At 46.7% G+C, this 12946-nt stretch carries 8 protein-coding genes; 2 read left to right on the top strand and 6 right to left on the bottom strand.

The features are described 5' to 3' along the window. Nucleotides 1-44: 44 nt before the first annotated feature. The 6 genes from JC606_RS05070 to JC606_RS05045 all read right to left on the bottom strand — a co-directional run bounded on the left by JC606_RS05070 (nucleotide 45) and on the right by JC606_RS05045 (nucleotide 9636). Entirely contained in the window at nucleotides 45-1292 is a 1248-nt protein-coding gene (locus tag JC606_RS05070) for an ABC transporter substrate-binding protein (protein ID WP_198778149.1), read from the bottom strand. A gap of 18 nt (nucleotides 1293-1310) precedes the next feature. Next, nucleotides 1311-2318, bottom strand: coding sequence for a LacI family DNA-binding transcriptional regulator (locus JC606_RS05065; protein ID WP_004737065.1), 1008 nt, complete (start codon nucleotides 2316-2318; stop codon nucleotides 1311-1313). A gap of 446 nt (nucleotides 2319-2764) precedes the next feature. Beyond that, nucleotides 2765-4783 carry a methyl-accepting chemotaxis protein gene (locus tag JC606_RS05060; RefSeq protein ID WP_198778148.1) on the bottom strand — a complete coding sequence of 673 codons (2019 nt, stop codon included), beginning with the start codon at nucleotides 4781-4783 and terminating at the stop codon, nucleotides 2765-2767. A 200-nt stretch (nucleotides 4784-4983) separates the two neighbouring features. Continuing rightward, nucleotides 4984-6273: a carbohydrate porin gene (locus JC606_RS05055; RefSeq protein ID WP_198778147.1), complete on the bottom strand. Its 1290-nt coding sequence runs from the start codon at nucleotides 6271-6273 to the stop codon at nucleotides 4984-4986. 373 nt (nucleotides 6274-6646) lie between these two features. Further along, complete coding sequence (locus JC606_RS05050) at nucleotides 6647-8707, bottom strand: prolyl oligopeptidase family serine peptidase (protein ID WP_198778146.1); 2061 nt, start codon at nucleotides 8705-8707, stop codon at nucleotides 6647-6649. An 11-nt stretch (nucleotides 8708-8718) separates the two neighbouring features. Beyond that, nucleotides 8719-9636, bottom strand: a complete 918-nt coding sequence (locus JC606_RS05045) for a LysR family transcriptional regulator (protein WP_102426077.1) — start codon at nucleotides 9634-9636, stop codon at nucleotides 8719-8721. A 234-nt stretch (nucleotides 9637-9870) separates the two neighbouring features. Here JC606_RS05045 and JC606_RS05040 point away from each other — a divergent pair, with 234 nt between their 5' ends. Together JC606_RS05040 and lldD are read left to right on the top strand one after the other, a co-directional pair. Further along, nucleotides 9871-11565: an L-lactate permease gene (locus JC606_RS05040; RefSeq protein WP_198778145.1), complete on the top strand. Its 1695-nt coding sequence runs from the start codon at nucleotides 9871-9873 to the stop codon at nucleotides 11563-11565. Nucleotides 11566-11767: 202 nt separating this feature from the next. Beyond that, nucleotides 11768-12907, top strand: a complete 1140-nt coding sequence (gene lldD / locus JC606_RS05035) for an FMN-dependent L-lactate dehydrogenase LldD (RefSeq protein WP_198778144.1) — start codon at nucleotides 11768-11770, stop codon at nucleotides 12905-12907. Nucleotides 12908-12946 lie beyond the last annotated feature (39 nt).

Here is a 12946-nt window from a genome sequence, read left to right as displayed (position 1 = left end):
AGCGCGTTATCCACGCTTCCTCACTTACTTAAAGTAAAACCAAATTAAAGATTACGCGTACGACGCTTAATTAGGCGCTCTGCCTCTTTAAGTGCAGTTTCGATGTCCTTACCTTCATCAAGCACTTCCATCAATGCGTTCTCTAAAATAATAGAACGTGCTACGTGGTCGCCTTGAGCTGGAGATACTGGCTTGATGTTCTGTGCCACTTCTGCAAATAGAAGACGTGCTTTCTGACCACCTAGGAACTCCATCTCTTCTTGAAAAAGCTCATCGTCATACGTCGTTACGTTCGCAGGGAAAGCCGCAATCGTTTCGAAGTGCTTAAGTTGAACTTCACGGTCCGTCGTCATGTACTCGATAAGCGCCCATGCTTCATCTGGGTTTTCAGATTGCGTTGGGATAGATAGGAACGAACCACCCCAGCTGCCGTAGATACCATCAGGAAGGTTTTCTACTGCCCACTTACCTTTGGTTTCAGGTGCAATCCAGTTGTTTAGGTGACCAAGTAGCCAAGCGCCAGAAAGTTGAGTTGCAAATGTGCCGTTGCGGAAGCCTTCGTACCATTCATTAGACCAAGCCAGAATGCGACCGTCTAAGCCTTTGTCGCGAATCTCTTTTGCTACTTCAAACGCGTGAACAAAGCGCTCTGATGTCACAACTGGGTTGCCATCTTTATCGAAGTAAAGACCTTCGCCTTCAGGAACTGTAGTAAAGATGATTGCTTGTGCTACGTCGGCTGCTGAAGCAATTAGCTGTACGTTTTGCTCTTTCAGCTTCTCACCTGCTGCGATGTATGAACCCCAATCTTTGATTGCGTCTTCAACATTGATCCCCGCTTTTTCAAATACATCGGTGCGGTAGTACATAACACCCGGACCAAGGTCGACAGGAATACCGTACATGTCGCCATCAGCACCTTTACCTTGTGCCCATGCGTAAGGTGCGAATCGTTCTTCGTATTTATCTGCACCGTAGTTTTCAGACAGGTTAACTAGGCCGCCAGAACCAACGAATGGACCGATTTTCTCAACGTCCACAACAATCACGTCACCCGCACCTGAGCCCGTTGCTAGGTTAGTGGTTAGTTTCGTGTGGTGGTCACCGTGATTGTTCATAAGGTAATCCACTTTGATCCCTGTTTCCTTTTCGAAATCAGGCAGTAATACCTTCAGGCTGCTGTCGAAATCTGGGAAGCCGTCGAAACGAATCTCTTTGTCAGCAGCATTTACCGCTGTTGCACCTAGTCCTAAAGCAACCGCGCATGAAAGCGCTAAGGTCTTAAATTTCATGTTCTATCCTTAATGTTTTTATAGGGTAACCAGTAAATCCGATACCGAGTTTCTAGTGACCAACGTCGGCAGCAATTTAAAGTTCACGTCATGTTTAATTTTCTTTAGCTTTTGCAGAGTGAGCTGCACTGCTTCAATGCTCATCTCTTCAATGGGGAAATTTATGGTGGTCAAACTAGGGGTCAGATAGCGCGCGAAGATGGTGTTATCGAAACCCACAAGCGAGATGTCTTTCGGAACCGACAATCCCTCGTTGTGTAAGACTTCGAAAGCGCCAAATGCCATGTGATCGTTTGAAGCAAATACCGCTGTGAAGTGGCACTTACGGTTGATCAACTTCTTCATAGCACTGATGCCGGTCTCTTCAGTAAATCCCGCCTCAGAGACCAAGGCTTCATCATATGGCACACCGGCTTCTTCCAGTGCCTTGCGATACCCCTGCAAACGCCCCCTAGCGTCTGCTTTATCTAAAGGCCCGGTAATACACGCGATATCTGTATGTCCCTTTTGCAAGAGATATTGAGTAGCGAGTAGCCCCCCGACTTCGTTATCAATATCAATGCAACTCATCGCCATTTCTGGGATGAAGCGGTTAATTAAAACCACAGGGGTCCCCTGTTCTTCCAATTCAATTAAATAGTCATCACTGAGCAGTTGAGTATGAAGAATCAAAGCATCGACACGACGCCCCAACAGAAACTCCACAGACTCGCGCTGCCCTTGTTCGGTGTTCGAACCCGCTGTAACCACAGCGTGGTAACCGAAGCGGCGTAGGTTTTCCTCTATGCAATGCAAGATGCCTGAATAGAAAGATCCGCCCAGTTCTGGAACAACAACCCCCACACTTCCGGTACGACTTGAAGCTAAAGCCTGAGCGATAGAGTTCGGGCGATAACCCAACTCTTTGATCGCCTTTTCAACCTTTAGCTTCTTATCGTGGCTCACTCTACTGGTGCCGTTAATCACTCTAGACACTGTCGCTTGAGACACACCTGCATGCTCTGATACGTGTTTAATTGTTGCCACTCGAACCTCGATACTTCATTAGCTTGTAACCGCTTACAAAACGATTATTAAGAAATTACGTTTTAGTTGAAGTGAGTGTCATCACACTAAACTTGGAGGTAAAAAGGCTGGATTTGGAAATCTTGAAAGCGCTTACAGATTCACTTCACGCCATGAAACTGTTTCATGAGATTCTTACTCACCCAATCAAAACGATGCCTGGTTACTTGCTGCCAGGGTGAAAGTAAGAACGCTTAAACTCCGGTTCTCAAAAGCACTATTCAGAGGTGAACCCGCAGCAGACGGTAATATACGGGGCTAAATTGACCCTATTATTTCAGTGTCTATGCTAAATTGTATGGGAACATTTCATAGGTACTTCGAATTCGCTTTGCAGAACCCGAAACTTGAAACAACAACGCCCAGCAAAGGCTGGGCGTGAAACAGTAGAGAGCTTAGAGTCGCCTCTAAACCTTGTTTTCTGATTGCTCGGCGAGCTTAAACTCTTGAGTTAGTGAGAATTGCTGCTGCGACATGGTTTCAAGCTGTTGACCATGAGAAAACAAAACCTGAGATCGTTGTGAGTTATCTTCAGCCAAGGTGTGTATCTGACTGATGTTTTGTGTAACTTGGGATGCGACCACTTGGTGTTCCGTGGTCGCAGTTGCGATTTGATGGCTTCTTTGTTCAACCTCAGTGAGCAGACCCGACACGCTTGATATTGAGTGATTCACTTCGCCCGTTTGTTCAACACATTGAACCATGCCCACCACACATTGATTGATTTGCTCCACCGCCAATTTAGAACTGGTTTGCAGCTGTTCTATCTTGTTGTGTATCTCTTGCGTCGAGGCATTGGTTTTGGCCGCTAACACGCGAACTTCATCAGCCACCACAGAGAAACCGCGCCCTTGTTCGCCCGCTCGCGCCGCTTCAATGGCTGCATTCAATGCCAACAAATTGGTTTGTTCGGAGATCCCAGATATCACATCCAAAATAGAGCCAATGCTAGCGCTTTCGCTTTCAAGCTGGCCGATGGTCGCTTTTGATTCTGCTAACTTACGCTCTAAACTGCCCATCAACTCGACGCTTTTATCCATGGTCTTCTGACCAGCACAGGAACTCGACACCGCTTCAGTCACCAGGGTTAGCGTTTGATTAGCGGCTTGAGTTATTTCGGTCACCGAGCACTCGATCTGCTCCATAGCTGTTGCCACCATCACGGTCTGATTGGTTTGGTCTTGCATCGCCTCGCTCAATGAACGGCTCGTGCTTTGATTCTCTATGGACGCCTCTTTTAAGCACGTCGACGAATAAAGCATGTTCTCAATCATTTGAGTCAGATGACTGATCACTAAGTTGACCTTGTCGCTCACTGAGCCAAACTCATTATTGGCTTGATAATGCACCATCGCACTCAAGTCTTTATTGGCAACTTGGTCGAGTGCACTTTGTAGCAGATTGCTTGGTTTACGGATACCTTTGGCAATATTCAACCCGATCAACAGAGCAATAAGCACGGAAGCAAGTGCAATAAAACCCTGCATCACAAGGGCTTGCTGTGAAGAGTCCATCGATTCGTGATACAGGCGTGTCGCGGTGTCTTCAGCGTACATTGAAAGCTCATCAAAGTGACTTAACTGTTGATCGATTAGCTGTTCAATTTCCTGCTTTTGAAGGGAGATAGACTCATCGAGTTTGATGGTTTCTTTATGGGTAGCGACTGAGCCACTGGCTGAAAACGCGTGTGAAGCGAGCAACGATAAAGACTGTTTACTGCGGCGCAGCAAAGATGAATCCAGATTATCTATATCTGCGACCGCTTGTTCGAATCGCTCTTTGCGACTTTGTAGGCGTCGCTCTACCCCGCGAACTTCTGATGACGTTTGTAATGAGAAGGCCTCATTCGCCTCTGCCGCAATCAGGCTTAGTTGCACCAACAGAGCTTCGACCGCCTTTTGTATTTGATCTGATTTCGCACTCGCCAGTTGATTGACCAAGGTGTTATTAAGCTGTCCCACCACAGACTGAAATTGCGCTTGCCCCATCGCACCAAGATCTTTGCTATCCAGATAAGCAACGTAAAGTTCGAGTACTCTTTCTATCTTTTCGATCGTCGATCTACCCGTTTCATCAATGTTACTAAGCAGGATTTCCATATGTGAACCAGCGACACTTTTACCTTCAAACCAACTCAACTGCTGCTGATATAGCTCGATGTTGTTCAACACCACTTGTTTCAGTGGCTCAAGTTCATCAATGTAGTTAGTGGATAAATAGGGTGTGGTGCTGCGATTAATGTCCAGAAATCGGATGGTTAACGTGGAGGATTGAAGCATTAATGGCGTAGCTTGCTGGGTGATGCTTTCGATTCGAGTGGTGATGTCTTTATTGCTACTGATGCTTAGCCATGCGGAACCTAGCATGATCACAATCAGTACGAAGAAGCCTAAATAAACTCGAGACACGATGGAAGAAAGTCTCATAGTAAATCCCTGATCTAGTGGCGAAAAAAAGGGCACAAAAATGTGCCCAAGAATGGAGTTAATTGAAACGTGCCCTAATCAATCTGCCTTTAGGGCTAAAATGGACAGTATTTACGTACTATTGAAAAGCATGGATATTCGAAAGCATGACTCTTTGAAAATATGCCGAATTCAAAGAGCCTCTCTTTCTATATCGGTGATTACCACCAAGCTTCAAACATTGCGCCGAACGACAATGTGTCAACATTCGTTGTCTTCACTGTGTTGCCTTTAGTTTCTACATCACCCACGGTTGTGTAGAAACGAAGCATTGGACGGCTCCAAGGTAAGCCACCTAGAGAAACGTTTTGAGAAAGCGTTACTTTCCATGCGTTCTCTTCACCGTCGTCATCGTAATCAACCATGCCGTAGCCAGCTTCTAACCATGTAGAGTGAACATCATCCCATTGGTACTGTGGACGAACGATACCAGCGTACTCCGTGTTCTCGCGGTCTAGATCAGAACCAGAGTTGTCTTTGTACGACACTAAGTAATCGATGATGAAGTTATCTGTTGCTGCGTAGCTACCTTCAACACTTGCGTACAAAGTTTGGTAGTCACCTTTTAGGTCAAACACTGATGAATCCGCACCGTCACCATACTTAACAACCAACTTGTTAGACTCACCCAAGCCTAAGGTTGCACCTACCAGGTATGCCGTTTCGTCACTGACTTTTGGATCACCCGCTACGTCAGAGTCTGCTTCATCTGAAGCAAAACCATAGTTCGCATATAGGTCTAGTTGGCCGATACCCGCATTAATAGAGTGCAACTTAGAAGTAATTGCGTATCGACCGTTGTCGTTCACTAGGCCGCCTTTCACTTGGCCTACGAAGCCCATGTCTAGCTTGGCACCGCCGAAATCTAGGTTGTTAAAACCAGCACCTTGACCATCGTGTGTCATCCAGAAGTAATCGTTCAAACCTTGTTGCGGACGTTGATGGAAGTCACGACCAGCCCACATGTAAAGCTCAGGCTGGCTTTCAAATACATTGGTTACACCAGCGTACATTTTTTTCATGCTCAGGCCACCGTCATCAGCCCATGCGTCTGCTTCCCAGTGATCAGCCATGAATACGATGTCCCAGATAGCACCGTTGTCAGCTTGGAATAGCTTAGCTAACTGAACTTCACCACCATTGGCTTCGTTACCTAAACGACCAACTGAGCGACCTGTTGTACCGATGTCTACATAACGCTCATCGCCACTTTTGTAGTGAGCGCCGTAACGAGCATAACCAGAAAAGACGATACCGTCTGGTACATTGGTTTCTGCAGTCAGAACCGTTTGTTGTTGATCATCAACATACTTGATATCACCAACTTGAGATTCCAGCTCTTGGATTCGTTGTTCCAGAGCGGCAAGATCCGTTTCTGCAGCAAAAGAAGAGAGTGAAGCAAGCGAAGCCGCCACTGCGACCGTTATTGGCAAAAGCTTAAATTTTTGCATTGTAATTCCCTATTATTTTTTTGAGTTTTCATCGAACAGGGAAATATTAAGCAATGAAAGCGTTGAAAAGTTGGTCGCTGTTCACACTGATAAATTAGGTCGAGAGCCATGAAACTTTTAGAAAAGTCATACCCAAAACTATTAATTTAATATCAGAAACTTAGGGCGGGAAACGCGTGAAATATCAGCTTGAAATCGCTTTCATTTCATCAATAATGGCGGGGTCTATCACGGAAAAGTGTATGTAAAAGTGAAGGAAATATGGTGCAGTTTTGATAAGTTTTCATATATATGAAAAACCTCAAAATCTAATGTCGATTTTGAGGCTTTTTAGTCTGAGTCAAACACCCAATTATCTAGAATCAAGCATTATCTAAAACGAATCTAGAGATTCAACGCCCATATTAAACAGCGTAAACGCATAAATATCGGCAGTGAGATCGATCGCTTTACTCAGTGGCATTCCGGCGCCATGGCCCGCATTTACGTCGATACGAATCATCACAGGCGCACCACCTTCATGCTTATCTTGCAGCTCTGCGATAAACTTATAAGAGTGTGCTGGCACCACGCGGTCATCATGATCCGCTGTCGTGACCAAAGTTGCTGGGTAGTCGACACCACGCACAACGTTATGAACCGGAGAGTAACCAAGCAGGTATTCAAACATCTCTTTGTTTTGCGCGGAGGTACCATAGTCGTACGCCCAACCTTCGCCAGACGTAAAGGTATGGTAACGCAACATATCTAGCACCCCAACAGCAGGTAGAGCCACTTGGAAAAGCTCCGGCCTCTGTGTCATACACGTACCCACCAGCAACCCACCGTTAGAGCCGCCACGAATCGCCAACTTGTCACTACTGGTATAGTTCTCGGCGATTAAGAACTCCGCAGCAGCAATGAAGTCATCAAACACATTCTGCTTTTGCTGCTGAGTACCCGCTTTATGCCACGCCTTACCGTACTCACCGCCGCCTCTCAGGTTGGGAACTGCGTACACGCCACCCAATTCTAACCAACTGCCCACCGTCCCCGAGAAAGAAGGCGTTAGGCTGACATTAAAGCCGCCATAGGCGTACAACATGGTTGGGTTATTACCGTCCAGTTTTAGTCCCTTCTTATAAGAGATAAGCATCGGAACCTGAGTGCCATCTTTTGAGGTATAAAAGACCTGTTTAGACTCAAACTTATCCGATTCAAACGGTGACTCAGAGCGCTGATAAACTTCTAAACTGCCCGACTCAATATCAAAAGAGAAAATGGTTGGCGGCGTAACATAGTTGGTAAAGGTGTAATAAAGCTGAGTTTGCTCTTTCTTACCACCTAAGCCACTGGCCGTTCCCAGCCCAGGTAAATGGATTTCACGAACTAGGTTACCTTGGTAATCCAGCTGCTCAATTTTCGACACCACATCCACCATGTAATGAGCAAACAAATAGCCACCACCAGTACTGATGTCTAATGGCTGTGGCTTTTCTGAGATGATATCTCGCCAATGCTCAGTGCCGCTATCAAAGCTCACAACCTTGCCATTCGGCGCATCAAGGTTGGTGTATAGAATGAAGTTCTCACCTTGATTATCGATGAGATACGTATCGCTATCCACATGATCAATCAGTGTGTTCAAAGACTGCTCTGATGATTTTAAATCGATATAGAACAGTCGATTACCTGAAGTCGACTCCTTGCCGAGGATGATCAAGTATCGATCGTCTTCAGTGGTGTAGCCAGACACATAGCGGTGTTGCTCATCGTTGCTTTCGCCAAAGATCACCTTGTCGCTAGCTTGCTCTGTGCCCAACTCATGGAAGTACAACTTGTGTTGTTCTGTACGAGCTGAAAGTTCACTACCGTCAGGCTTATCGTAACTGGAGTAGTAAAAACCGCGATTGCCTAACCAAGAAATGCCAGTAAATTTGGCGTCGGTAATTTCCGTTTCGAGCTGCTGCTTAGTCTCAGTTTCAATCACGAAGATCTTACGCCAATCACTGCCACCCTCAGAAATACTGTACGCCACTAAGCTATAGTCTTTCGAAAACGATACCGAGCCCAGAGATGTCGTGCCATCTTCCGAGAAAGTGTTCGGGTCTAGGAATACTTCAACCGGCTGCCGCTCTCTCTGACGATAGAGAATGCTGTGGTTCTGCAAGCCATCATTCTTATAGAAGTAGGTGTAGTCACCTCGGACAAACGGCTGCGAGCTCTTTTTGTAGTCTTGCGCTTTTGCCAGTCGCGCTCGCAGTTCCGCGCGATACGGAATTTGAGCAAGGTAATCAAACGTGACTGCATTCTGGTTCGCTACCCACTCTGCAGTTTGGTCACTTCTGTCATCTTCTAACCAGCGATATGGGTCTTCGATTATCTGACCAAAATAGTCATCGCTGACGATCTGCTTATTGGTGATTGGATATTGATACTCTTTTAAATAGCTCATCGTGATCCTTATTAAAAATAGTGAGAAATCGTCAGATAACGAGTTCTGATGTGTTCAATCAATAACTTAATCTTGTTGGGCGGCTGGCGCGTAAAAGGGTACACCGCATAAATACCGAGCTTCTTACCCACTAAGTCAGGGAAGATATCCACCAGCTGACCGTTACGAATATCGTGATAAACCAGACAACGCGGCACGTACGCAACGCCATGTCCACCCAGCGCAGCTTTTCTTAATGCAGTCGCGTTGTCTGTCGAGAAAGAGCCCGAAACACGCACGATATATTTGTCGTTGTCTGTACAACCGTCTTTGCTATACAGAAACTGCCACTCACTCGCCCCTGTGGTTTGATAGGCGTATTGCAAGCAGTTGTGCTCCACTAAGTCTTTGGGCTGCATCGGTTTACCGTTCTTGGCGATATAAGAGGGCGAGGCACACACCACCCATTGAGAATCCAATATGTGTCGCGCAATCAAGCTGGAGTCTTCTAGGTAACCGGTACGAATCACCAAGTCCAAACCATCTTCTACTAAGTCAACAAAGCGATTGTCCAGTGACATATCGACTGTTAAACCTGGATGCATATTACAAAACTCAGCAACGGCGTCTGCCAGAATCAAATCTCCAGAGATAGTAGGCACTGACATTTTGATATGACCGCTGACATTTTCACCAAAGCCTGAAACTGCGTCCATAGCCTCTTGAGTCGCCTGCTTCACATTTTTGGCTCCGTGCAAAATTGCCTTGCCCGCCTCAGTCAGGGTCAATTTACGCGTCGTTCGATATAATAATTGCACGCCAATTTCTTCCTCTAGGCGTGCAATTCTTTTACTAACTACCGAATTTGTAAGGTTATTTTGCTCTGCTACCTTACTGAAACTGCCCAGTTCTACTACCTGTGAAAACAGGATCAAATCGTCTGCTCGCATCTGATTATGCCAATTTTGGAATTAATTATTTTCATTATTTCCCTATATCAATAAAAAATAAAGGGGTAAATTCACGCCAAATTAACAAAACAATTACAAAAGAGTCATTCCAATTACAAGATTCGCACCCAAATGGTTCCCGCTTAGAGGCCAATAGCGAGTCAAAAAATGACAACCCATAACGTGTTATCTACTTCAAACATGAACGTTTGAAAACAGTACGAGGAAGTACCCATGAGTGAAACTCTACTAGCTCTATTGGCCTTTTCACCAATAGTTGTTGCAGCGATTCTGCTGGTCGGCCTGAACTGGCCTGCGAAAAAAGCGATGCCAGTGGCATTTGCATTAACCGTTGCTATTGCCCTATTTGCTTGGGATATGTCTGGCACTCGCGTGTTGGCCTCTGTATTCCAAGGTTTCGGTATTACCGTGTCGGTTCTCTGGATTGTGTTCGGCGCCATCTTCTTATTAAACACTTTGGAACACACCGGAGCTATCACCACCATCCGCAACGGCTTCACGGACATATCCGCTGACCGTCGTGTTCAGGCGATCATCATCGCTTGGTGTTTCGGTTCCTTCATTGAGGGCGCATCTGGCTTCGGTACACCTGCAGCTATTGCAGCACCGCTACTGGTTGCTATCGGCTTCCCTGCGCTTGCTGCGGTACTGATGGGCATGATGATCCAATCGACACCAGTCTCATTCGGTGCGGTAGGTACACCTATCATCGTTGGTGTGAACAAAGGTTTGGACACGCACAACATCGGTGAAAGCCTGATTGCTCACGGTTCTACTTGGGACGCTTACCTGCAACAAATCACCTCAAGCGTCGCTCTGATTCACGCCTCTGTGGGTGTGATGATGCCAGTACTAATGGCAATGATGCTGACTCGCTTCTTCGGTAAGAACAAAAGTTGGACAGAAGGTTTAGACATTCTACCGTTCGCACTGTTTGCTGGTGCAGCGTTCACCATCCCTTACGCACTAACAGGTGTCTTCCTAGGTGCTGAGTTCCCATCTCTAATTGGTGGTCTAGTCGGCCTAGCAATTGTGGTTACTGCAGCAAAACGTGGCTTCCTAGTACCGAAATCAAAATGGGATTTTGAGAGCGAAGACAAGTGGCCAGCTGAATGGCTAGGTTCTTTGAAAATTGACCTTGATGACAACAATCAAAGCCATAAGAAAATGAGCATGGCGATGGCATGGGCACCTTACGTGCTGCTAGCTGTGACTCTGGTTGCTAGCCGTGTGAGCCCTGAATTCAAAGGCCTACTGAAGAGCGTTAGCCTTTCATTCAGCAACATCCTTGGTGAGACTGGCGTAAGCACAGCGATTCAACCTCTTTATCTGCCGGGCGGTATCCTAGTATTTGTTGCTCTGGTTGCTGTTCTGATTCAAGGCCGCAGCGCTGCGCCACTAGCGAAAGCATTCGGTGAATCAAGTAAAACACTGATTGGTGCAGGCTTCGTACTGGTGTTCACCATCCCTATGGTTCGTATCTTCATCAACTCTGGTGTGAACGCAGCTGACCTAGCGAGTATGCCTGTAACAACAGCCAACTTCGCCGCGGACTTAGTTGGCAGCGCATTCCCTGCATTGAGTGCAACCGTCGGTGCTTTGGGTGCCTTCATTGCGGGTTCGAACACAGTATCAAACATGATGTTCAGCCAGTTCCAATTCGAAGTAGCGCAAACTCTGACTATCTCAAGTGCAGTCGTCGTTGCCCTACAAGCCGTTGGTGCAGCAGCCGGTAATATGATTGCAATTCACAACGTAGTAGCCGCTTCGGCAACGGTAGGCCTACTAGGACGTGAAGGTGCAACACTACGTAAAACCGTTATCCCAACGTTCTACTACTTGATGATGACAGGAATCATCGGCCTAGTAGTTATCTACGGCTTCAATATGACAGACGCACTTATGTAAGCCATAAGTCGTCACCAAAGCACTTGGCGTTAATACTCAATTCCCCGACAGCAACACCGTCTAATAAGACAGTTGATGAGTTCCGGGATGGACACTAGAACACATCAACACTCACGGGTATTAACGCCATTTTCCCGAATTAAAGCAGCCCAAACCAAGCTCTCAAAGAAGAGCAACATCCCAAGAATTTAGGACTGAAATTATGATCATATCCGCATCGACTGATTACCGCGCCGCAGCAAAATCGAAATTACCTCCGTTTCTTTTCCACTACATTGATGGTGGTTCTTACGGAGAGCACACCCTACAACGCAACACGGCTGACCTTGCTGAGATTGCGCTAAAGCAGCGCGTACTCAACGACATGTCGGATCTAAACTTAGAAACAGAGCTGTTCGGCGAGAAGCTTGCGATGCCAATCGCACTAGCGCCTGTTGGTTTGACGGGTATGTACGCACGACGCGGTGAAGTACAAGCCGCCAAAGCCGCAGACAACAAAGGCATTCCGTTTACCATGTCGACCGTGTCAGTGTGCCCGATTGAAGAAGTAGCCCCTAAGATTGAACGCCCAATGTGGTTCCAACTTTACGTGCTCAAAGATCGCGGGTTCATGAAGAACGTACTAGAGCGTGCGAAAGCGGCAGGCGTAACCACATTGGTTTTCACGGTTGATATGCCAGTGCCCGGGGCACGCTACCGTGACATGCATTCCGGAATGAGTGGACCAAATGCAGCAGTACGCCGCGTATTCCAATCTATGCGTCATCCTAGCTGGGCAGTTGATGTCGGCTTGCTGGGTAAACCACACGACCTAGGGAACATATCTACTTATCGTGGTTCTCCTACCAGGTTGGAAGACTACATTGGTTGGTTGGGTGATAACTTCGATCCGTCGATTTCATGGAAAGACCTAGAGTGGATTCGTGATTTCTGGGACGGCCCAATGGTCATCAAAGGTATTCTCGACGAAGAAGATGCAAAAGACGCGGTGAGATTTGGCGCAGACGGTATCGTCGTTTCAAATCACGGTGGTCGTCAGCTTGATGGTGTTTTATCGAGTGCTAAAGCGCTGCCTTCGATTGCTGATGCAGTTAAAGGCGACACCAAGATTCTGCTCGACTCTGGCATTCGAACTGGCTTAGATGTGGTTCGCATGATGGCACTTGGCGCAGATTGCACCTTGCTTGGCCGTTCTTTCGTATACGCATTAGCAGCTCAAGGACAAGCCGGCGTTGAGAACCTACTCGACCTTTACGACAAAGAGATGCGCGTTGCCATGACATTAACTGGCGCAAAGACAATCAAAGACTTAACTCGTGAATCTTTGGTGGGGTTAGATTAAGTCCGTTGATTCACTGTAATGCTTGGGTCTACTTAGACT

The organism is Vibrio sp. IB15 (assembly GCF_016406055.1).
GTDB classification, from domain to species: Bacteria; Pseudomonadota; Gammaproteobacteria; order Enterobacterales; family Vibrionaceae; genus Vibrio; species Vibrio chagasii.
Note: the sequence above shows the minus strand (reverse complement) of the source record. Positions and strands in the feature narration are given on the sequence as shown.